The 25590-nt window shown below is 74.1% G+C and carries 1 protein-coding gene (only partly in view); it reads left to right on the top strand.

Features of this window, described 5'->3' with window-relative positions:
* Nucleotides 1-25590 carry the 3' portion of a preprotein translocase subunit SecA gene (locus tag ABEA81_RS17095; protein WP_345606104.1) on the top strand. The gene continues 27366 nt to the left of window position 1, outside the view, so only the last 25590 of its 52956 coding nucleotides appear in the window; the start codon falls outside the window, past its left edge; its stop codon occupies nucleotides 25588-25590.

The raw sequence follows: 25590 nt of genomic DNA, 5'->3' as shown, positions 1-25590 counted from the left end.
GTGCGGGCCGGCCGGACCTGGATGGCCACCACCGGCGACGGCACGGTGCTCGGCACCATCGCGATCGACTTCGACGCGACGCCGGGGCTGTGGACCGCCGAAGAGCTCGCGACCGCGGTGATGGTGCACCGACTGATGGTCGGCGTCGACGCCGCGGGCCAGGGGGTGGGTGCGGCGCTGCTGGCACACGCGGACCGGATCGCCGTGGACTCCGGCCGGGAGTGGGTGCGGCTCGACGCCTGGACGTCCAACGCCGAGCTGCACCAGCTGCACCTGCGGTTCGGGTTCACCTACGTGCGCACCGCGACCGGCGTCACCACCAGGTCGGCCGCGCTGTTCGAGCGCCGGGTCGGGACGGCGCGGTACCCCGGGTCCGAGGTCGGGCACGGGCACGACGAGGTCGAGGTGCCCGACGTGGCGAAGGGCACCCCGGTCGAGCGCGAGTGGGCGCGGCTGGGGCTGGCCAGGGCCGCCTGGATCGCCCTGCCGGTGCTCGGGCTGGTCGGGGGCGCCCAGCTGCTCCTCGGGCCCGTGACCGGCTCCGGGGCCGTCACGGCCGACGCGCTGCACAACGTGTTCGACCTGCTGCCGGGCCTGCTGGCGATCGTGGCGGCGCGGGTCGCGGCGAAGCGGTTCGACACCGTGGCGGACCGGTTGATCGGAATCGCCGTCCTGGTCAGCGGCGTCCTGATCGGCGTCGCCGCCGTCACCGGGACGCACCACCTGACGGGGTCCCCGCTGGTCGTCATCGGCGCAGGCGTCCTGGGCGTGGTCGGCAACCTCGTGGGGGCGTGGCTGTACCAGCGCACCGGCAACAGCACCGGCAAGGCCGCCTACGCACACGCGGTGTCCGACGCGATCGGCTCCCTCGCAGTGGTGATCGCCGGGGTCGCGGCACTGGCCGGGCTGCCGGCCGGGGTGTCCGACCAGGTCGCCGCGGGCTTCGTGTCCGCGCTCATCGTGCTGATGGGGGTCGGGGTCACGACCGGGCGGGACGTCGACCTGCTCGAGCTGCGGCACCCGGTCAGGTGGCTGCGCGAGATGGGCGGCGCCGTCGTCGACCTGATCAGGCTGGTCGACAGCGGACTGGCGCACCCGGTGCGGCACCTGCGGAGCGGGGCCGGGGAGGCCTACCGGTGGTGGACCGAGTACCGCGTCCGGCACGTGATGCGCGGCGACGTCATCGCGCTGCCCATCGACGACCCGCGGTTGACCCGGATCCGCGGGATGCGCGAGGCCGTCGCCCTCAGCGAGCGGTTCACGGTGGTCGGCAACCTGGTGGTCCGCCGCTGGAGCCTCTGGCACCGGCCGATCGACCACACGCTGATCGCCCTCGGCCCGGACGACCTGATCGAGCTGCGCCGCGACGCCGCGCTGCACGCGCTCAACAACGGGCTCTCCGCGCGCCAGGTGGGCAGGCTGCTCGGCCTGCCGCGCCGCCAGGTGGTGCGTTGGGTGGATGCGGGACGCGTGCCGACGCCCGCGGCCGTGGCCCACGACGTGGCGCTCGCCGACAGCGACAAGGCCGTGGTCCGACTGCACGAGTTCACCCACGGTGCGGTGCCGTGGCTGGTCAGCCGGCTCCGCTCCACCGGCCGCCGGAGCGAGTCCGACGTCATCACGCTGGTGGCCGGAGCGCTGGGACTCGGCGAGGACGTGGTGCGCGCGATCTCCCGCGATCCCGACCTGCCGCTGGACGCGCCGGGTGAGCCGCTGGCTCCGGACATCCTGGAGATGACGCCGACCAAGGCGCTGCGGGCGGCCGAGGCGCACCGCAAGGTGCTGGAAGCCGCGGTGCGGCGCACCACCGAGAAGGTGCGGGTGACGCGGGCCGCCCTGGACGCCGAGAACGCCGCCGGCAGCGGGGTGGTCACCACCGGTGGGGCGGCGTCCGGTGGCGCGGCGCCCACGTCCGGCCTGCGCAAGCCGCACGGTTCCCGGCTCGACGAGACCGGGTTCGCCCGTGCGCTGGGCGGACGGGTGCTGTCCCGCACCAAGCGGGCCCGGCTGGCCGACCAGCTGCGGGCCGGTGGCTCGTTGCCGTCCGGCCCGGGTGGGCCCGCCGGCCTGGTGGGGCTGTGGCGGCAGGCCGCCGTCGAGTACCTGGACGGGGTGTTCGACGGCCCGGCGGCCTCCGAGCTGCGCCGCCGGTACCCGGCGGCCCCGCGGGCGCCCCCGGCGATCGTGTTCCGCCGGGTGAAGGGCCCGATCGCGGACCGGCGCATGGGCCTGCAGGCCGACGCCGGGCACAAGGTCGGCGCCGACGGCACCCTGCACATCTACGCCGAGGACGCAGGCGGGGTGCTGCACGAGCTGGTGGAGGCGCTGTTCGCGCCGTGGGCCGGGTTCACCCGCGAGCAGGCGCACACCATCGCGGTGCTGGCCGAGCGGGCCGTGACCGATCCGGACCAGCGGGACGGTGAGCTCCTCACGGCGCGCGCCCGCCGCGAGCTCGCCCAGCTGGTGGCCACGGGCCGGGCCGACGTGCTGACCGTGCTCGTCCACGAGTTCGAGCAGGTGCGCGATCACATCCTGGCCACCTTCGGGGACCGGCCGGACTGGCGGCTCGTGGTGCTGCGGTACGCCGCGGAGTTCCACAACGCGGCCTCGGCCGCCCAGCGCGACGTCGTCGCCCGGCACCAGCGGCAGCAGCGGCAGGTCCGCCGGCACGGCTACGCGCCCTCGGTGAAGCGGCAGCTGCTGGCCGTGGTCGACGAGCACAAGGGGGCCGTGGACACCACGCTCGACGACTACGAGGCGGCCGTCGCGGAGCTGCGGGGGCACCTGCGGCGCTGGGAGGACCGCAACGACTGGGTGACCTTCGTCGTGGCTGCGCTGCGTGCCGCGGACCCGGGGCTGTCCGAGCCCGGCGCGATCGCGGACGCCGCGAGCCTGCTCGGGGTGCCGCACGCAGTGGCGGAGGCCGCCGTCGCCGTCGGTAGGCCGGCCGTGGCCCCGCCGGGGTGGACCACGGGCACGGACGTGCGCGACTTCGTGTCCGCCCTGCTGGCGGGCACGCGTCACGACCTGCGCCACGGCGCCACGTGGGTGGACGAGAAGCTGGCCGACGAGGGCCGCGCGCTCGTCGACTTCTACAAGGCGGTGGAGGGCGCGGTCGCCGACGCGTCCCGGAGCGGGATGTCGAACTTCCGGATCCACAAGGCGACCGGGATCCCGTTCGACACGATCGCGGCGATGACCCGGTTCCCGGAGGCGAACCCGGGTGAGCGGCTGCGGTGGGTGGACAAGTTCATCCCGGTCCGGGCCGCGCTGTGGGCGCGCTGGCGGGCATGGGTGGCGGGCGAGCCGCCCGCGTCCGCGGAGTACCGGGCGGCGGCCGCGACGATCGACACCGGCGACGTGGAGCTGCTGCGGGCCCGGTTGGTGGAGCTCGGGGTGGAGCCGAGGGCGGCCGAGCTGATCGGCGAGCAGCGTCGCGCGCTGGGGCTGCTGTGGGACACCCACCTGCACCACAACGACTACTCCGACCCGCGTTACGTGCGGATCGAGAACCAGCTCAACATGATGCGGAACGCCGGGCACCAGGGCGTGGTGATCCTCTCGCCGATCCCACAGCGGGGCATGGGCCTGTTCACGGCCGGGTCGGGCACCTTCTACTACGCCCAGATCGGGGTCTACCGGCTCGGGATCACGTTCGACATCCCGATGCTCGCCATGCGCGGCAAGTTCCCCGACGTCCGGCTCTTCGACAGCGTCCGGAACCTGGACGACAACCTGCGCTGGCGGGTGGTGCCGGGCATCTCCGGCGCCCGGTTGGACATCCCCGGTGCGCGCGGCTACCTGCACGCGATGCTGATCACGCACCCGGACCTCGCCTACGCGGTGGCGGAGACGACGTTCGCCAAGGAGGGCGTCACCCGGCTGCTCGGCCCGCAGGCCGCGCACGTGCTCAACCCCGACTACCTGGACTACGCGGGCAAGCTCATCAGCGCGGCCGAGGTCGTCAAGAAGTCGCTGCGCGCCGGGCACATCACCTTCGCGCACCTGGCCGAGGTGGCGCCCGGTCTGGTCGAGGTGTTCCCGGCCGGCCACGGCGCCACCGACCTGAACGCGCTGGAGCTGCTCGAGCGGCTCAGCGCGAACGTCGGTGGGCTGCGCATCCTGCTCACGGACCTGTCGAAGCACCGGCTGGCCGACACCCTGCCCGACGCCGCGCCCGACATGTACTCGCCGCACACCCGCGAGCTGCTGCAGGCCTCCTCGGAGACCGGCCAGATGGTGATCATCCACAACGACGCGGGTCTGGCCCGCCTGCGCGCCGACGGCCTCTACACGGCGGGCACCCCCGACGAGCGGTACTTCGTGCCGCTGCTCGGGCTGCTGCGCCAGTACCCGAGCGCCAACGTCGTGCTCGCGCACCTGGGCACCGGCAAGTGGACCACCCTGTCGGAGAACCACCTCGAGGCCATCGACTGGGTGCTGCACAACTTCCCGGCGGAGCAGGTCAACTTCGACGTCTCGTGGAACGACCTGGCCCAGCACATCTACGCCAGCGAGGCGATCCGCAAGCGGTTCGTCCAGCTGGTGCTGGATCACCCGACCCGGTTCCTGTGGGGTTCGGACTCGGTCAAGGCGCCCACCGAGGACAACTACGAGCGGCACTACCACGACATGACGCCGCTCTTCCAGCAGATCGAGTCGCAGCCGCGCGGGAAGCGCGCCGTCCAGCTGATGCTGCACGGCAACGCGAACCGGGTGTACGGGAACGCGCGCCGCCGTGGCCAGCAGTGGGCCTTCGAGGAGATCACCTCGGGTCGCTGGGACGACTTCCTGCGGGCGCTGCCCGTCGACCGGGAGCGGTTCGTGCGGGCCTGGGTGGAGGAGCAGCGCGCCGCCGGCCGGAGGGCCGACCCCGACCACGTGCTGATCGGCCCGGGCAACTGGCACGCGCACGAGCAGATGCGTTCACTGCTGCGCTGGCACGAGGCGGTGACCCCGGCCGTCGTGGAGGGCCGCAACACCTTCGGCCTCTACAAGCGGGCACTGCACCTGGCCGCGTCCGAGCAGCTGGCCCACCTGACCGGCTGGCTGGACCGGCGGGCCGACCGCTGGCTCGAGCGCGACGGGTTGCAGCCCGCGGAGCGGGCCACCGAGCTCGGGGTGGACTACAGCGTCCACGCCATGGTGCTCGCCGCCCAGGTCGACTCGGCCACCCGCACGACCGCGGGATCCGAGGGCCGGACGGAGTGGATGGATGCGGTCCGCGACGACGTGGAGGCCACCCAGCAGCAGGCCGTCCGGACCGAGCACGCGATCGCCGAGATGCGCTCGACGCTGCGCAAGCGCTTCTGGATCAACATGGGTATCGGTGGCGCGCTGATGGTCACCGGGGTGGCCATGGCGTTCGGCCCGGCCACCGGGCTCGCCACCGCCGGGGTCCTCACGATCACGAACAGCGTGGCGTTCATCGTGCGCGGCACCATCACGCTGCTCCGCACCGCGCACACCCAGCAGGCCAGGGTGTTCGGCGAGTCGATCATCGAGCGGGGCCGGATCGACCTGAACGTGATCGCCTGGCAGGCGCGGGTGATCCGCAAGAACCTGCCGTACGAGCTCGAGCCGGTGCCCGGGCGCGGCAGGGCGGAGCACCTGCGGTCCGTGGAGAAGGAGTTCGACCGCCTCACCGACGAGTTCATGCGCCTGGCGGCGGTACTGCGCTACACCCCGCTCCTGCCCGGGGAGCGGGTCTCCGACCGGCAGAAGCTGGCGATCAAGGAGTACTCGATCTACCAGGACCGGATCAGCCGGGTGATCGGCGCGACCGCCAACTCGATCATGGACATGAACCCGCACTCCGGGCGGTTCGGCCGGGTCCTGCACACGACACTGGCGACCACGTTCCTCGTCAACCTGATCGGGCACATCGCACTCGCCCTGACGAGCGGCGGCCTGGCGTTCTGGGTCAACGCCATCTACGCGGTGGCCGACACCGCGTTCCTCCTGCACGCCGCGGCCTCGGCCGCGAGCGGCTGGGCGGGCTACGACATCGGCGGGCACCCGAGGTTCCGCTGGATGGTGCAGGTGATCGGCTTCCCGGTGCTGACCCTGGCGAACCTCCTGCTCACCGTGCAGTTCGCGGTCGGCCTCAACGTCCTGTCCGCCGTGTCGGCGCTGGTCCTCACGGGCACCACCTACTACGCGTCGCGGCTCGGCGTCGCCCTGGAGCTGTCGCTGGGCCGCAAGGCCCCCAAGCGCGGCGCCACCGCCAACTTCACGATCGGCGCCTCGCTGGTCGCGCTCGGCCTGATCAACCTCAACCCGGGCAACGCGGCCGTCCAGATCACCAGCCTGGTGTTCGGCGCCTACGGCCTGATCACGTTCCTCGGTGCCGAGGGGCTGCGCCGGGTGCGCGGGACCGACACGTGGAAGAAGCAGATCCGGCCGAGGCTGCCGTTCGCCCCCGTCCGCTCGCGCGGCCCGCCGCCCCGCCCGGCCGGTGGTCCGCGGGCCGGTGCGCTCGCGGTGCAGCGTCCGGGCGATGCGTACGCCGACGCCCTCCGGGCCACGGCACCGACCCGGTTGCTGACCCGGGACGGTGGCGCCGGTGCGCTGCTGGTGGCTGCCGACGACCTGCGCCGCCGCGGCGTCCGCGACGAGGAGCTGCGCAACGTCATCGCCTACACCCTCGACGGCCGGGTGTACGTGACCGACGAGCAGCTCGCGGTGATCCGCCGCCTGCAGGCGAAGGGCCTGCTGCCGGCGGACTGGCTGGAGCGGGTGCTCGCCCACGAACACGCCCACCGGGTGAACCGTCCGGCGGACGCGGAGCTGGAGCAGTGGCGGCAGCGGCGCCGGGAGAGCGCTCGGCAGCTGGTCGCGCAATGGCTCGACGCCCTGGCGGCCGAGCGGCCCGGGTTGCGGACCTCCGTGGCCCAGGGCGTGGCCGAGCTCGCCGGCATGGTCGACCTGGTGCTGCGGGCGGCGGCCGAGCACCGGCGCGGGCACGGGCCCGCGGTGCGCTCCGACGTCGCCGGCGCAACGGCTCGGCTGGCGCTGCTCACCGACCAGCTCCCGGAGCTCGGTGACGCCGCGGTGCGCGAGCAGCTGCGCGGCGAGCTGGCCGTCACCACGCGACGGCTGGACCTGGCCCGGCGGATCCTGCGGATCACCGACGACCCCTCGCTGGGCTCCTCCCCCGGCACCCAGCTCTGGCTGACCGCGATGGGCGTGCTGCGCGATCTGGCCGCCGAACCGCTCGCCGGTGCGGAGGACTGGCGGACCACGCTGATCGTCCGGCTGTTCCAGGCGTCGCGGCGGCCGTTCGCCGACGCCGCCGATCCGGCGTGGGCCGCCGTGGCCGGCCTGCCGAGCTGGGTGGCCGATGCGCTGGGCACACCGCGCTGGCTGGAGCGGTGGTGGGCGAAGAAGGCGTCGATGCGCGACCGGCTGGCGCTCGCGCTGCTGATCGCGGCGACCGGCGGTCCGCAGTGGCTGTCCGATCTGCCCAAGCGCCGCCGCGGCGCGGCGGCGCTGTCGGACGTGACCGACGCGTTCCTGAGCCCGACCTGGGGCCCGGCGCTCGACGAGCTGCTGGCGAACGCGCCCGATACCGGATGGGGCCAGGACCGCCAGCAGTACCTCGGCGCGTGGCTGGGTCTCGCGCGCACCCTGGCCCGGCTGGGCGGGGCGCTGGCGGTGCAGGACCTGACCGCGCTCGTCCAGGCCGACCTGCGCGGGCTGGCCGTCGGACGGCCCGAGCGGGTGGCCGAGCGGGCCGCCCCGCTCACCGCATACGAGCGGGAGCTGCGCCGGACCGTCGCACGAAGGATCGGCGGCCTGCTGCGGGTGCGGCTGTCCTCCGCGTGGGAGATCTCGCTGGCGCCCGGCGACATGCTGTGGAACGCGCTGGTGGAGTACCGCGGGAAGAGCCGGCGGGATCTCGAGCAGCTGCTGGCGCGCTACTTCTCCGTGCTGCACCACGGCGGCGACGCCGGCGAGGCCGCCCGGGTCGGCTGGGCCTGGTGGCACGAGCTGTTGATGATCCGGCTGGGCGGCGTGCGGCCGTGGGTCGCGCGCGAGCACGCCCCGGCGCCGCTGCGCCGGACCGTCGACGGCCGGCGGGTGCTGCTCGAGGTGTCCACCGACCCGGTGGAGATCCTGCACCTCGGATGCGGCTTCGGGAACGCCTGCCAGCACCTGCTGTCCGGCGTGGAGCGCGAGTTCGCCCAGGAGAACGTGCTGCACCCGCGGATCGCGGTGGTCTACGCCCGCGAACTCGACCGGAACGGCGCCGTCGGGGGCCGGATCGCGCGGCTCGCGGTCTTCGTCACCGACAACGAGATCATCCCGCTCAGCCACGTCATGGCCGACGGCCGCGACCGATCCGTGGCCCTCGGGCCGGCGTTCACCGACTTCCTCACCGCCTGGGCCACCGACCTGGGCGTCGACTACCTGAAACAGGGCAGGCGAACCACCTGGTACGACCCGGACCTGCTGCCCACCCCCCGGGGCGCGGTGGCCGCTACCCGGACCGTCCAGCTCTTCCCCTACGGCAAGTGGAGCGGTGCCCGGGCCGACCTCGACGAGAAGGCCACGGCGCGCGGGATCTCCGCCGACGTGTTCGCGGCCAGCCCGGAGTCCCCCGTGGCGATCCCCGGCCACCGGCTGCTGCCCAGCACGTACACCGAGACCTTCGAGGTGTGGTCCCCGCCCGCCGCGCCGGCGAGCACCCGGGTCCGTCCGGACACGGTGGCGTGGCTGCTGCGGGAGGCCCGCGACCAGCTCGCGCTGGCCCACGATCTGCTCAGCGACCCGAACGCCGACGAGGACGACCGCGACTACGCGGCCGAGCTGCTCGCCGACGCCGAGGCCGGCCTCGCCGACGTGGCGGCGGTGCCGGGCGGCCCGGCCTCCATCGGCTACGCCGTCACCCGCTACCTGCTGGACGCCACGCGCGAGGGCAGCCGGGGCCGGACCGCCCGGCTCGACTCCGAGATCGCCGACCGGCTGGTCGACCATCTGAGAAGTGCCGGAGAGCTGGTGCTTGCCGAGCGCTACCAGGACTACGAGCCGGTCGTCGCGGTGCACCCCGTGTTGGCGCGGGCGATCGCCGCGGACGCGCGGCTCGCCCTCACCCTCGGCGCGGGCGACGCGGTGGTGGTCCGGCCCGCCGACCGCGCCGGGTTCACCCCGACCACCTCGGACGGGCGCCTCCTGTGGCGGCTGGACGGATCGCTGTCGGTGGCCGACGACTTCCCGTCCTCCCTGCCGCTGCTCGATCCGCGGTCGGCGACCTTCGAGCTGATCGAGCGGCTGTGGCGGGTCGTGGGAACCCCGGTGCTGGAGTGGGGCGCGGTGCGGGTCCACCAGGTCGCCCGCGACCGTGCGGTGTTCTCGCTGGTCCTCGAGGGCGACGAGCTGGTGCGGCTGCTGGTCACCGAACAGGCGACCGCCCCGGCCACCGAGCGGCAGGCGTGGCGTGCGCTCACGGCGTCGCTGCCCACCTTCGCCAACCCGCACGGCCACCGCGCGGACGCCGGGCGTGCGGTCGAGGTCGGCACCCCCGAAGCGGACGCGCTGATGGGCACCGGGGCGACGGTCCGCTGGGAGCTGCACACCGACGGCACCCTGTGGCTGGCCGCCGGCGCGGGCGCGGAGGCAGAGGTGGCGGCCGCCGGCACCGCGACCGTCACCACGCTGGGCGGCCGACCGGCGGCTGTCGACCTGACCGTGCTCACGAGGACCCACCGCAGGTACGGCGACACCGGCACCGAGAACCGGGTGCTGGACGCCGTGGCCGAGGCGGCGTTCGCCCGCCACGGCCTCGTCCCCGACGTCGACTCGACCGCCGAGGGGCGGCCCAGCGCCGCGGGCGACGGCGCCGCGATCGCGGGTGGGTTCCTCCCCGGCGACGAGCCGCTGCTGCAGGCGCTGTTGCGGCAGGCGCTGCGGCGCGGGGTGGCGAAGCCGGTGGACCCGGCCGAGCTGCCGGGATCGCCGCGCGGCCCACCCGTCGAGGTGGCCGTGGTGCCCGGCGTGTTCCTGCGGGCGCGGGGTCTGGGCCGGGTGGCCGACCACCTGGGCGCCTACACCCTGCACACCGGGCGCGGCGCGGTGGTGTTCTTCACCGACGAGATGTACGCGCGGCTGCGCGCCGCCGGTCTCCTCGACGAGGTCCTGGGGATCGAGGTCGACGACCGGGTCATGGGCCTGCGCAGCGAGGAGGCCCACCAGCGCCGGGTCGACGCCGTGCTGGGGAGGCTGCCGCGGTCGTCGGCGCACGGGGAGCCGACCGCGCGCGAGGTCGAGCGGGTGACCCGCGCGATCCTGCAGTTGCTGCGGGCGACCCCGGAGGGAGTGCTCAGCGTGCGTTACGTGGAGCGCCGCTTCGCGCTCACCCGCAACACCCTCCGCTACGTCCTGTGGGCCTCGCGCGGCGAGCTGCTCGTCTCCGACGACGAATCGCGGGTCGCCCTGACCGAGGTGATGCGCGAATGGTGGTTGGCCCGCGACTTCCGGGCCACCGAAGCGGAGCGCGCGGAGTACCGCGAGCTGCTCGGCAAGCACCGCGTGCGGCTGATGAAGCGCGGGCTCGTCGCCCCGTCGCTGCGCCGGTTGCTCTCCTGGCACCCCGAACTGGCGGGGGTGCCGTGGGAGGACCTGCTCGCGGCGAGGGACTACACCCGATGGGGCTCCCGGTTCAACCGGGCACTGCGGTCGCTGGACGTCACCGAGCTGGCCCGGTGGACACCGCACATTCGGATGCTGGTGTCCGGGCTGAACCGGCTCCCGTTCCGCGGCTGGGTGAACCGCGGGGTCTACTTCGAGACCGCTGAGGCGGCGAACCGCTACGTGGAGCGGTACGTGCCCGGCCGGACCGTGACCGAGGCGCAGATCGTGAGCGCCAGCAAGCGCAAGGGCTTCACACCCACGGTCAAGTTCCGGATCTTCTCCGTCACCGGGGGGTACAGCGGGCTGGTGTCGAGCGTCCCCGCCCACCAGGAGGTGACGTTCCGGCCCGGCACCACCTTCCACGTGCTGCACAAGCAGCAGAACCGGAGCGGGCGCTGGACCGTGGTCCTGGTCGAGGCGGGGCCCGAAGGGCCGTTCGCGCCGTGGCCCGGGGTGCGCGACGAGGTCATGCGCGATGCGCTCGCCGCCCGCATCGCCCGCGGCGGCAAGTACCGGTCCCTGCGCCACGTCGCGATCCTGAAAGACCCGGTCGAGCGCCTGACCAGACGAGGGGCGAGCGCCTCCGGCAGCCGCCTCGTCCTCGTCGCGGCGGTGGCGGCGATCTTCGTCGTCGTGCTGACCGCGGTCGTTCCGCCGGTGGTGGTCGGCTTCCCGCTCTACGTCGCGGCGCACCGGCTGGCCCGAGAGCTCGCTCACGTCTCCTACCGCTGGTTGCGAGCGGGGAGCCGCCAGGTGTGGCGGCTGTCCCGGCGGGCTGTGGACGGGCCGGACGCGGTGGTCGGCGTCCGCCCCTACGCCCCGCACGAGCAACGGGAGATCATGGCGGCGCTGTCGGAGGCGTGGAGCGTTGCCTCGGGCCGGTCACCCGCCGGGTCGGGTAGCACGCGCGCCCTGCTCCAGGCGGAGCGGTGGGTGCTCGGACCGCTGCGTGCACCGCTGCGCGGCTGGGAGATCCGCGTGGTGACGACGCTGAACCTCACCCAGGCCCTGACGCGTCGTGGGGTCGACGCCCACCCGGCCGGCCTGCTCGCCCGCCGCCTGGTGGTGTCCCTCGACGCCGGGGAACGAGTGGCCTACCTGACCACCGACGTGGTGGACGCGACCGTGCGGCACACCAAGGAGTACCGCCTGCTGGACAAGCACTGGTGGGTCGGGTTCCTCGGCCTGCTCGCCGAGCACGGCGCGGCGGGGTACGTGCCGCGCGATGGGGCCCCGATCGAGAGCCTCGACGGTTTCCTCGGGCTCGTCCAGGCGCGGATCGGGGCGCCCACCGCGCCCCCGGTCGTTCGCGGCCTCCACCTCTGGAAGCGGAAGTGGGTCGCTTGCGGGGGATGCGGCCACCGGCACTGGGGGCGGTCCGGCGCGGCGGGGCTGCTGCTGGTGCACCGCGCGCCGGACGGGACGCCGTGGGTGCTCCTGCAGCACCGGGCGGGCCGGAACCAGGACGCGGGTACGTGGGGCCTGCCGGGTGGGGCGGGTGAACCCCGGGAAACTCCCGACGAGACCGCGGTCCGGGAGACGCTCGAGGAGACCGGGCTGCGCGTCTCGGTCGACTACACGCTGGCCGGGCGCAACTACGTCGACGACCACGGCGACTGGCGATACGTCACCGTGCTCGGCCACGCCCGCTCGCTGGTCACGCCCAGGCTGTCGCGGAAGGCGCGCGGCGAGACCGCAGCGCTGCGCTGGTTCCGGCCCGGCGAGATGCGCGACCTGCCGCTGGAGCCGGGGCTCGCCGCGAGCTGGCCGGCGATCGAGGTCGTGCTCCTCGGCCGCGGTCCGGCGTCCGGCGGAACCGGAACCGGTGGCCCGGCCCGGCTGTCGCACCGGGACATGACCGGCGACCCCGAGCCGGCCATCGCCCGCAGCCCGGTCAGCGGCACGCTGTCCGCCGACGAGCTCGTCGCGCTCGGTGCACGCTCCGGGTTGGCACGGCGGGAGTTCGCCGCCGCCGGTCTGCCGGAGCTGGATGCCCACGACGGCCTCAACCACAACGTGTGGGCCGACACCGGCGCCGACGACCTCGTCCTCTACACCGGCGCCGACGGCCGGTTGCACACCGACACCCGCACCCTCTCGGTGCTGCGCGTGCTCGCGGTGACCCACCCCGAGGTGGTGCGTGGACTGCTTGCCCACGAACTGGTGCACCTCCGGCACCCGGACGCGACCGAAGAGCAGGTGCAGGCCATCGCGCCACTCCCGCAGACCTGGCCGGCCGCACTGCGCGCCGTCGTCGAAGCCGCTGCGGGCGGGATGCTCAAGCCGCTGCCCGGGATCGATGTGCGGACGAACAGCTGGCACGGCCCCGAGGGGAGGGTGAGCGACTGGCAGGACCCGTATCCGCTGCAGCCGCCGCCCGGTGACCTCCCCGCCGAGGTGCGGGAGTGGGTCGGGCTGTGGCGGGACGCGGCCGCCGAGCTGAGTGCGGGCCATCGGGACGGTCCGGCCGTCGCGGAGCTGGTGCAGCGGGCCGGCAGGACGGTGGAGGACCTGCCGCGCCTGGTCCGGCACTCCATGAGCAACAACCTCGTCAGCGACCGGTTCACGCACGTCGAGCCCGAGGGCGAGTACCGGCTGACGGTCGGCGCGGATGGCACCGCCGAGCTGCACGTCTTCGGTGACCGGGCTCGCATGACGACGTACGCGCTGGTCGCGGTCGTCTTCGCGCCGTGGGCGGGCTTCACGCCGCGGCAGGTACCGGGGGTCGCGAGGCTCGCGATCACGGGCGAGGAGCGGGACGGCCGGCTGGTTTCCGCGATGGCGACGTACGAGCTGCGGACCATCGCCGACACGGAGGCGGGCCGGGCCCTGTTGGCGCGGCTGGTCGCGGACCACCCGGCCGTGGTGGAGCGCATCCGGCGGGACTTCGCGCCGGGCCGCGGCACCGGTGCGGAACGGGCGCGCCGGTGGGAGGCGTTCGCGCAGGCCCTGCTCGTGTTCGCCGATCGGTACCACGGCGCGATCCTCGAGGTCGGCGGCCCGGAACTGGTCGCGACGGTCGAGCCGGCCGCGAACACGGTGGTCGAGTTCCACCGTCGCGGCGACCTGGACGAAGAGCGGTTCCGCCGCTACGACGAGGAGCCGTCCGAGGTCACGCTCGACGTCGGGCAGCTGCGGCTGGCCGAGATCGACCTGTTGAACCTCGTGCTGCCCGGGCTGGCTCCGGTGCCGGGGCGGCTATGGGGGATCTGGCCGCGCCGGTGGCTGCCCGGGTTCGACTCGGTCGCGGTGGTGGTCCCCGAGCGGGAGCTGGCGCGCCGGCTGCGGGCGGCGGGTGTGCCCGACGTCGCGGACCTGCTGGAGCGGTTCGTCCACCTGGCTGTGGACGGCCGCGCCTACACGACCGATGCGCGGGTGAAGGAGGGCCTGCGGCACGAGGACGCGGGACGGTTGCCGGACCACTGGCGTGCCCGGATCGGCGATGAGCCGAACACCGAGTGGGCCGACTACGACTGGAAGCAGGCCCGGGATCGTGCGCGTCGCGCCGTCGAGGAGCGCGCGCGGCTCGGCTGGCACCGTCACCACCGGCTCGTCCGGGTCGGGTACGTCCTCCGTGCGCTCGCGTGGCTGGTCACCGTCGGCCCGATCACACAGCTGGCCCGGGCGGCCCGCTGGGCAGCAGGCCGGGTTCACGCGCTCGTGCGGCGCAAGCAGCTGCGGTTCATCAAGCAGCAGCACGATCTGATCCACGCCGCGCGGTGGGAGATGCTCGACGTCCGATACCGCGACCACGCCCCTCGGATGGCGCAGGTGCTCGACTCGGCCGAGGAGAAGCTCGACCGGGTGGCTGATCCCGACGGGGACCTGGGCGTCAAGTGGGCGGCCCAGCTCGCCGACGCGCGTGATCTGCTGGGCGCCCTGCGCGAGCTGCACTGGTTCCGGGTCGGCGCGGCCGAACCGACCGGCAGCGCGGAGTTCTGGGCGCGTGCCTGGAGCGCGCTGGACCGGCTCGCGGTGGCAGATGCACACCGGGGGATCTCCGCGGACCAGCAACTGGCCGATTTGCTGGTCATGGCGTTGCGGCGACCGTTGGCCGAGCACGGCGACTGGAGCTTCCTGGATCATCCGCCGGGCCGGCTCGCCGAGCAGCTGGACTGGGTGGACGCCGGCTGGTCCCGGGTGTCCCGCCGGCAGCGGCTCGTGGTCGCGCTGCTCGCTGTGGGCTCGGTGCGGGACTCGATGCCCCGCGTTCCGCTCCACCTGCTGGCCGGACTGTCCGAGGCACACGGCGCGGCCGAACTGGCGTATGCGGTGAGCCGCGGGTTGACCGACGCCGGGGAGCGGCTCCGGACGAACTCCTACGCGGACGAGGCCGGCCGGATACTGGCCGAGACCGGCCTGGCCATGGAGCTGCTCTCCGCGCTGGGGGATTGGGGTCTCCCGTCGACGGCGGAGCACGACCTGCTCGACCACCTGCACCGCAGCCGGGCCGGGCTGGAGCGGATGCACTCGATCGTCGTCGCGATGACGGGCGCCCTTCGGCGCGATCGCACCGACCCCCGGTACTGGTCGGAAGCGTGGGCCGCGCTCGGCGAGCTGGCGCGGATCCCGATGGCGGATCGTTCCGGGATGGACAGGGGGGTCATCTCCGCGTTCGCCAAGGCCGTGGCGCAGCCGTTGCCGAGCGAGGCGGACTGGAGCTTCCTGCGCGAGCTGTCCTGGCTCGGTGAGCTGCTGGCCACCGGCACGCCGGACCGTGCTGCCCCGGCGTGGTCGACCAAGTTCTGGTCGCGTGCCTGGCGCCGGGACGAGTCCGGTCGAGAGCACGTAGCCGCGCCCCGGGACCTGCTTGTACTGGGTCTGCTCGCGGCCGCGGTCGGCGCGCCGACGCCCGTGTGGCTGGCCGAGCTGCCCAAGCGCCAACAGTCGTACCGGCATCTGGAGCCGATGGTCCGCTGGTCGACCGACCCGGCGTTCGCCCAGCTGCGTGAGCAGGCCGGGACGCTGCTCACCGCCGAGCTGATCCCGAGCAGCCGCGCCGACCGTGGCCAGTACCTCGGTGCCTGGATCCGGCTGGCGCAAGCCCTGACCGCGGCCGGCCCCCTGCTGGCGCTCTCGGATGCACCGCGCACCGAGGCGGCGACGATGCTGGCCGAGCTGGCCGCCCGGCTACCCGAGCGCGGCCCGGCGGAGCGCGCGACCGAGCTGGCGCAGGCCACCGAGCGGCTGCGGGGCCGGCTCACCGTCGGCCTGGGCCGGTTGATCGGCGCCGAGCTGGATCCCGAGCAGGGGTTGCCGGCCGAGGCAGAGCTGGTGTTGTGGGACGTGCTGATCCGCTACCGCGAGGTCGCCCGGGACGACACCCTCGCGGTGCTGGCCCGGTTCCTGGAGATCTGGCAGCGCACCGGCGACCGCGAGCGGGCCGCCCGCGAGGTCAGGGAGTGGTGGCACGGCGAGCTGGCCGAGCGCTCGGGGCAGGCGCCCCGGGTGGCGCTGGACGGCGCCCCCGCCGACCTGACGCTGACCATCGGACGCGGGGCGGCGAAGACGGAGATCGCGGTGGGCGTGACCGCCGACCCGCTGGACATCCTGATGCTGGGTTACCCGCGCCTCGGTGGCTCGTGCATGGACTGCGTCAACGGCTTCAACCGGCGCTACGCCCAGGACGTCATGCTGCACCCGCGCGCAGCGGTGCTCTACGCCTGGAAGCTCCTCCCCGACGGCAGCCGGGGCCAGCGACTCGCCCGGCTCAGCGTGTTCGTCACCGACCAGGGCATCCTGCCCACCAGCGCGATCTACACCAGCGCAGCCGACGAGTTCGGTGGCGCGTTCTCCGACTACCTGCGGCTTTGGGCCGAGACCACCGATCAGGCCCTGCTCGTGCCCGCGCTGCTGCGCGGCCGGCTCTCCCTGCCCTTCGGCGCCTCGACGAGGCTGATGCGGCTCAGGCTCCCCGCCGACATGGCGGCCGAGCAGTACTACGTGGACGTCTTCGGTGGTCCGCACGCGATCCGGCTCCCGCACACCACCCTCACCAAGGTCAAGCGCTGGAAGCCCAGGAGCAGGAGGTTCGGACGCGCGGGCGCAGCCGCACCCGCTGCGGAGCCGGCGGGCGCGAGCCGGGACGGCGCGGGCGGCGGGGTCGCGATCGGGCCGCCCGAGCCCGCCCGCCAGGCGATGCTCGGCGAGGCGGAGGCGCTGTACGCGGCTGGACGGGAGGTGGATCCGCAGCGGAACCCGGCTCGGCCGCGTGGCCCGCCCGTGCGGGTCCGCCTGGTGCCGGCGCATCTGCGTCCGGCCGGCGCCGAGGGCCTGATCGCGTTCGGGTGGAAACACCAGGAGCAGGCGCCCGAGGGCGTTGTGCTGATCTTCGAGGACACGTTCGCGGAGGTCCTCGAACACATCGCCGCCGGCCGCCTGACCGTCGCCTGGTGGATCCGCTTGCTGGAGCACGAGCGCGACTTCCACCTGCTCGCCGACGAGCACACCGGACACCGGCACGACGAGGACGCCGACCCGATCGCCGCCGACTTCCTGGTGGCGCGCGCACGGGCGCGCGGCGACGTGGTGCCCGGCGGGGATCGCCGGCGGCGGCGGTTCGTCCTGGTCAGGGACGTGTTCGGGCGGCCGGCCTGGCAGGCGCCCGAACGGGGGAACCGCGCACCGGCAGCCACGCGCCGGGTCGTCCGGATCGAGGGCAGCCGCGGCGTCGGTTCGGGAACCCTCATGTGGACCCAGGGCCCCGTCGGCTTCGTCTTGACCAACGACCACGTCGCGGACATGTCCCGAATCACCGTGCGGGTGTCGACGCCGGCCGGGGAACGGACGATGCCGGCCGCGGTGCTGCGCCGGCCGTCCGTCCAGGCCATCGTGGGCCGGCTGGTGGAGATGGGTGCCACGCAGGGGCTCGGCAGGGCAGCGCTCGCCGACGCGGTGCGCAAGCTCGACCTCGCCATCGTGCGCGTCGAGCATCCCGATCTGGCATCGCTCGAGCTCGAGCCGATCCGCCTGGTCGACCTGGCGGACAGCGAGGATCCCGCGGTCACCGTCTCGGGCTTCCCGGACGGGGCGATCCGGGTCGGTGGCGACGGCGAGGTGATGAGGACCCGGACGGATGCTCTGGTCGTCGGATACGGGTACTCGTTCCGGCAACCGGTCGTGGGTTACCCGTTCGAACTGCTCGTCCTCAGCAACGAGACGGCGGCGGCGGGCAACTCCGGCGGCCTGGTCGGCATGGGAACAGGTGGTCTGCACGGCGACTTCGAGGAGGCGCTGGTCGGCGTCGTGCGCGCGATCGGCGAATCCGGGGGCAGGCAGCAGGTGTACGCGATCCGGGCCGACGCCGTACGCGCGTTCGTGGCCGCCACCGACCTGTCCGCCGTGGCGGCCCGGCCGGCCGGGACGGCGTCGCTGCGGGGTGCCGGTGGGATCCGGTATGTGCTCCCGCCCGATCCTGCGCTGTCGGTCGGGCGCAGCCGGTCCTCCCACATCGCCGTCGGCCCGGACGTGGTGCGGGCGTCCCGCAAGCACGCGGAGGTCGGCTACAGCTTCACGCGGGGCAGGTGGGTGATCGTCGACCTCGGCTCCACGAACGGCACGTTCGTGAACGGGGTGGAGATCCCACGGGACCGGCCGCACGAGCTGCGTAGCGGCGATGTCATCGGCCTGGGAAGCCCAGACGAAGAGGACTTCACCTTCAGTCCTGGCGAGCCCACCGCTCACGGCAGCGGTGGCCTGGTGGCGCTCGGGCCGCAGGAGCCCGCCCGGCTGGCGATGCTCGGCTCGGCGGGACGGCTGCATTCGGTCTCCGTGGACCTGGATCGCGTGCGGTTCCGGCACCTTCCGCGCGGCCCGCCCGACGTGGAGGTGCGGGTGGTCGCGGCCAACGACCGTCCCGCCGGGGCCGAAGGGGTGATCGCGTTCGGCTGGGCCGCGCGCCGCGTGGTGCTCGTCTTCGAAGACATGATCGCCGAGATCGACGCCCACATCGCCACCGGCAGGCTGCCCGCCGACTGGTGGCTGCGCCTGCTGGCCCACGAGCACGACTTCCACCTGGCCGCCGAGCGGCACACCGGATCGGTCCACGCCCTCGACGTGGCCCGGCTTCTCGCCGGGCTGCTGTGGGCACGGGTGCTGGCCCGGGCCGGCACCGGCTCCGGCCGCGGCGTGCTGCTCCTGGTCGGCTCTGCGGCGGCGGGTGCCGCCGTCAGCATGGCGGCGCTCACCGCGGCCGGTGGGCTCGCCATGGTGCTGCCGGTGGGCACGCCGGGCGGCGAGCCGGGCGCGCAGCACGGCCTCGGTGAGGAGCGTGGCGAGCCGACGGCCGGCCGGCCGCGGAATGCGATGGCGCGCGGTCCGCCCTGGTTGCGGGCGCTGCGGACCGGGTTGCGCGACCTGGCCGTCGCGTCGGGACTGGTGAACCCGCGTATCCGATGGATCGTCGTGTTCGGTGCGATCGCCATGGCGATCGGACACGACTCGGCGACGCCGGCGGCCATGGCAGCCGCCGCGGTGGTGCCGCCCGGTCTCGGCGCGCGGGCCCGGGAGTGGTCGTTGCACGACCTGGTCACCGCGCTCGATGCGCAGGCCCGCCTGCGCGGGCGGGGCATCGCGATCGCCGAGCTCTCGGCGGTCACCGGTGTCGGGATTCCCTTCCTGAAAGTCCAGGTCGGCCGGCTCGTCGAGTGGGGCGTGGTCGAGCAGGACGAGCGCGCACCGCGCTGGCACGTGCTCCACCCGGCCTTCGCGCGGCTGCTCCGCGACGCGGACGACCTGGACGGGGTCCGGGCCACCGGCGACCCGGACTACGCCGAGGCGCTCACCGCGTTCGCGGAATGGCTGGCCACGGACACCGACCTGGGGTCCGGTCGCCGAGCGCTCGAGGTCAAGGCGTCCCTCGACCGGCTGCGCGGCATCCCCTCCAGCCCGATCCACCGGCTGTCCTACCCCGTCGGAGCGGACCGTTCCACCTACACCTGGCAGGCCCTGCTGGCCGAACTCGACGGCGACCCGCTGGCGAGCCTGCCGAAGCTCACCCGGACCCAGCTGACCCGCGTCCGGTCCGTCGACTACGACGCACTGGCGATGGGCCTGGCCGTGCTGAGGTCGCTGGCGCTCACCGAACCCGTGATGCACGGCAAGCAACGGATCCACCCGCTGAAGCCAGAGGCGGTCGCCCTGCTCGCCGACCCGGCCCTGCGCCGGGTGCTCCGGGCCACGCCGCTCCGGCTCGACGAACCGATCGCTCCGCTCATCGCCGCGTTCCGCCGGGCCGGCGTGGTGCCCGTTCCGGCGTACACGGTCCGCGACCTGTTGAGCGCCTTCGACGGTGGATCGCGGAGCGTGGCGGAGCTGAAGAACGGGTTCCCCGGTCCCGAACCCACGCTGCGCCTGTGGCTGAACCGGCTCGTGGGCTGGGGAGTGCTTGTCGTCGCGGACCGGACCAGGCCGATGACGTACGCGCTGTCCGACGACGTACTCACCTGGCTCCGCGACGCGCGGGCTCCCGGGGGGATCGACAACCGGCGCCTCCGGAGCGCGCTCGTCACGTTCTCCAACCTGATCGACACCCTGTCGCCGCGCGACCAGAGCGAGATCCGCGCGCTCGTCGATGTCGCCGCACGGCTGCACCGGCTCGTCGCGCCGGTCACCACGCACGAGCTCCTGTCGCTGCTCGCCACCGGTGCAACCGTCGGGCGGCTGCGTTCGGCAACCGGACTCTCTGCGGGCACGCTCCTCGTCGGGCTCGGTCAGCTGGAGAGCCTCGGCCTGGTGGTCGGAACCCCCACCGGCCGGTGGCGGTCCCCGGTCCACCGCGTGTCCCCGATGGGCGCAGAGCTGCTCCGGGAGATCGACGACCCCGGCGAAGCACGCCCGACCGTCGCCGACGCCACCGATGCCGAGATCGCGGAGTACCGGGGCCTGCTCATCAACCTCGGGTTGATGCTGAAGACCACCTCGGACCTGCGGGGTCCCGAGGTCCACACCCCGGTCCGCTTCCTGCTGACGAGGCTCCAGGCCGTGCGCGGCAGCCCGCTCGCAGCGGCCCGTCTGGTCCGGGGTGGCGAGGGCGCCGCGATCCGGCACGGGTTCCGACCCGGCGAGGAACCATCGCTGAAGGCCGCGCTGCTGGAGGCACACGCGCAGGGCATGGCTCTCCCGCTGGGCCCCGCCGACCTGCCGGAGTCGCCCCGCAGGCGGCCACGGGTCCGGGTGGTCCGGGTGCCCGGCGAGTTCCTGCGGGCCCGGGGCCTCGGCCGGGTCGTGGACCACATGGGCGCGTACACGCTGCACACGCAGGACGGTCCGTTGATCGTCTTCACCGACGAGATGTTCGTGCGTCTGCGTGACGCCGGACTGCTCGACCAGGTCCTCTGGATCGAGATCGAGGACCGGATGTGGGGCATCAACGACGAGACCGCTCACCAGCGGCGCGTCGACGCGGTGATGGACCGGTTGGCCCTCGGCACCGCGTCGGGCAGCATCCCGTGGACCGATGGCCCGGTCGGCTACGTGCTCACGAACGAGCACGTCGTGGCAGGTCCGAAGCTGGTCACCCTCAGGGTGTCCACCCCGGACGGCGAGCTGGCCCTCGCGGGTGAGGTGCTCCCGGCCCCGTCGATCGATGCGGTCGTCGACCAGCTCGTGGCAGCAGGTGCCACCGGTGATCTCGACCCGGCCGAGCTCCGTGCCGCGGTGAGCGAACTCGACCTCGGGGTCGTGCGCATCGAGCATCCCGCGCTCGACCGGCTCCGGCTCTCTCCGGTCAGGTTCCGCGGCGGGCTCGGCCCGCACTCACAGGTCCGGCTGCTGGGCTACCCGGCGGCGACGTTCGTGCGGGCCCATGGGCTGCCGGAACCTGCAACCGCCACCCTGCACGATCTCGCGGCCAACCGCGACATCCCTCTCGTGCCGGGCCGCACACTCCGCATCGGACGCGGGCCGGACAACGGCGTCCGCTTCGGAGGTAGCGCTGTCGCGGACCGGCTCGTCGAGATCCGCTACGACGACGCGCAGGATGCCGGGATCATCCGGGACCTCGGCACCGACCACGGCACCTACGTCACCGAGGGCAGCTCGGGCAGCCGCCTCGACGGCCGTGAGATGCAGCTGCGCGACGGGGACGTCATCGGCCTCGGCCGGCTGGGGGGCGAGGACTTCACGTTCGTCGACGGCACGGCCCGCCCCCGCCGCGGGGGTGGGCTGGGCAACGTGCTCACGGTCATCGGGATCGCCACCGCCGCCGTGCTGTTCCCCGAGCTCGCCGGCGGGTCCGGGGCCGCCCACGCCGCCACCGGCAGCGCTCCGGCCGTCGCGAGCCACGACAGCTTCTGGGCGCTCCTGAGCGGCGGACACGTCGGCGCGGTCGTGCTCGCAGTGGCGGTGGCCGGGCTGCTGGTGGTGGTCGACGCGTGGCTGGCCCGCGCCGGTTTCGGGCCGCGCGGACCGCCGATCGTCCGCTGGGCCCGGGGATTCGAGGACGAGGCCGTGATGACCGGCGGCGGCGCCGTCGGGTGGTGGGCGCTGACGGCCCTGTCCGGTGGCGCGAGGGCAGAGGCCGCGCCGCTGCACGACGCCGCACCGGTCACCACCGGTGCGGATCCGGCGGTCCTGAAGGCGATCCTGCTGATCGCGGCCGCCTACGTGGGGTACCGGCTGGTGAAGGCGGCCGGTGAGTGGATCGGCCGCACGCTGCGGGCCATCGGCGACGCGTTCCTCGCCTGGGCCGGGAGCCGGCTGATCCGCATGGGCTGGGCGCTGCTGGGCACGGCAATCGGCTGGGGGGCGGGTGCGACCGGCCACGGGTGGGTCGCCGCGGGTGTCGGGGCACTGCTCGTCGCGGTCGTGCCCGGGCTCGCTGCGGCGGCGTCCGTGGGACTGACCAGGCTGTTCGGACGCCCGACCGACGGCCTCGCGAGCGATGTGGTGCGCGCCTGGTACGCGCTGCGCCCGCCGTGGCAGGTGGGCGCCGGCCTCCTCGCCGGCGTCGCGCTCTCGATGTTCGTGGGCGGGGACGCCGGTGCCGTCGCGATGGCCGCGGCGGTGCCGTTCGGCCGCGAGGGGCCGGCTCGGCGATCGGCGATCCCACCGGGCGGACACCTGGAGCTCGCCGGCTCCACGGCGGAGCCCGGCGCCGTGGCTCGGGCGCGGCACGGCCTTTCGCGGCTGATCTCGTGGCCGGCGGTCACCGGGCGCGAGACCCGGCGCCGAGCAACCGGCTGGACGCGGGGGCGGACCGCCCGCGGGTGGATGCGGGGACCGCTGCCAGGTCGGCTGATCATGGTGTCCGCGGGCGCCGTCCTGGCCGGGGCGGCGCTCGCCGTGACCCACGACCCGAACGCGGGTTATCTGCTCGGGGCGGCTGCGATCCCCGGCCTGGGTGGTGGCGGGCGGAACGGGCCGGCCGAACGGCGTGGTGCGGTGATCGCCGAATCGGAGCACGGGCTCGTCGTCGTGACGGCTCCGGCGGCTGTCGCGGACGCGCTCGTGCAGGTTCGCCGGCTGTGGGAACGCAAAAGGATCTCCCAGGGCGACCGGGAACAGCACAGCCCGAACGGGCTGTGGCACGCGGTCGGGCTCTGGCCGTTCGTCGCCGACGGCGAGTTGACGATCGATGTTCCGGGGCTGGGTCGGGTGCGGGCCCTCCACGTCCTCGATGCGCGTCGCGGCGCGGTGGTCGTCCCGATGGCCGCGCTCCACGACGTGCTCAGCGGGCTCGACGTCCGCACCAGGACCGTGCTGGAGCACGAGGTCGTGCGGGGCATGTTCGGGGGGAACCCCGAGGCCGGTTGGCGGCCGGTGGCGATGGACGTCGACCTGCCCGAGCCCCGCGCTCCGGTTCCGGACCCGCCGACGCTGCCCGCCTTGGAATACGTGGCGACCCTGGGCACCGAGTACCGCGGGGTGACCGCCGTGCTGGTGAACCCGAGCGACGGTGCGCGGGAGCCCGACCAGGCGTACCGGCTGGGCTTCGGTCCGCAGCAGACGGAGCTGATCACGGCGGCCCTGGCGCGAATGCGGCAGGAGCAACCGGTGGAGCGGCCGGACGGGTCCGTGGGAAACCGGGACCCGCCGGTGGCGCTACGGCACGGCGAGACGCTCTTCGTGTTCCCGGCGGAGCGCCTCGCCGCCGAGCTGGGCACCCGGGTGCCGGACGGCGAGGCGGCCGATCTCGTCGAGCGGCTGGTGGCGTTCGCGTTCGAGGACGCCGACGGCCTCGTCATCGCGATGAGCGAGGAGCGGCTCGCGGAGCTGGTCCGGCTGGGCGCGCTCGGGCCGGCGGTCGACGGTGCACGCAGGCGCGCGTCGCCGATCGCGCCGCGGGCCCCGCCTGCCGAGCTGCTGGAGCGCCTGCGAGCCACGGACGCCGGGGACCCGGCGTTCTGGGGACGGGCCGGGCACGTGCTGGAGCTGATCGTCCGGGACGGCCTGGGTGGCGAGAGCGCGCGCGGGATCGCGCTGCAGCGCATCGCCGAGACCCTCGTGGCGGGATCGCTGCGCGGCGGCCGGGAGCTCGCCGAGGACTACCTGCGCTGGATCGCGCCGCGGCTCGGCTCGCCCTCCTGGCTCGCGAAGTGGTGGCCGACGGCGAGCCTGCCCGCTCGGGCCGCCCTCGGGGTCCTGGTGGCACTCGTCGGTGGCCCCGGTTGGCTGCGTGAACTGCCCAAGAAGCGCCGCGACCCGCGTGACCTCACGCGACTGGTGCGGCTGTGGACCGACCGCGGGCTCGAGCAGCACGCGCGTGCGCTGACGGACGTTCTGGACGCCCTGTCGTCGGCGGTGCGCACACCGGACAGTGCGCGCCACGGGTCCTGGCTCAGCCTGGCCCACGCCGTGGTGGTGGTCGCGCTCCATTCGGATCCGGAGAAGTCGGCACGCGTGCTCGCCGCCCTCGGAGCCGTGCCCGCCGACATCCGCTCGCTCGGGCCGCACGGCAACGTCGTGGCGCTGCTGTCCGATGTCACGGCCGCGGTCCGGGCGATCGGAACCGGTGCTGCGGCGCGCCCGGCCATGCAGCTCTGGACGGCCGGCGCCACCGGCGCGGCGGCCGAGATCCCGGGCACCGCGATGACCGGAACCATCACGCTGTACCACGGCACGACCGATCGCGGTGCGGACAACATCCGCCGCACGGGGATCGACCTTGCCGTCCAGCGTGATCGCACCGATTTCGGGGCCGGCTTCTACACCACGCCCGAGCAGTGGGACGCCCGGCGGATGGGGCGGAAGCGTGCACGGGCCCAGGGCGGAGTCCCGGTGGTTCTGCGGTTCGACATCCCCGCCGAGGAGCTGCACGAGCTGTCCGGGATCTGGTTCCCGGGGGCGACGCGCGAGTACCAGGAGTTCGTCCGGCTGATGCGCCTGAGAGGGCGTCGACACGCATACGACTGGGTGCGCGGACCAGTCCTGTACAGCGTGCGCGACTTCCTCGCCGGCGGCGAGGTCAACGCGTCCGGTGACCAGGTCTCGTTCCACACACCGCGGGCAGCGCAGGTTCTCGCTTCGCACCTGGTCGACGAGCGCCGGGTGCGTCCGGCGGGTCCGAACGGGTTCGACTGCTCGTGCGGTGAGGACCATTGGGGAATCCACGGCGCGGCGGGGCTCCTCCTCTGGTACCGCGACAGCGCGGGGATGGACTGGTTCCTGCTCCAGCAGCGTGGACGGGGCGATCACGCGGGGACGTGGGGCCTGCTGGGCGGGGCCCGCGAGCCGCACGAGTCGGCGGAGGAGACGGCCATCCGGGAAGCCGGCGAGGAAGGCGGCCTCGACCCGGACGACTACCTCGTCCTCGATTCCTTCCTGGATGACCACGGCGGCTGGGGGTTCACCACGGTGCTCGCCGTCGCGAACACCCGCGAGATCGGTTTCCGGCGGAGTCGCGAGACCAGGCGACTCGAATGGATCCGTCGTGACCGGGTGCCCACGCTCAACCTCCAGCCCGGCCTTGCCGCCACCTGGAACGAACTGATGAGGGAGCTCCTCGGGAGGTTCGGATGA

This window comes from Pseudonocardia adelaidensis (genome assembly GCF_039543345.1).
Classification (GTDB): Bacteria; Actinomycetota; Actinomycetes; order Mycobacteriales; family Pseudonocardiaceae; genus Pseudonocardia; species Pseudonocardia adelaidensis.
Note: the sequence above shows the minus strand (reverse complement) of the source record. Positions and strands in the feature narration are given on the sequence as shown.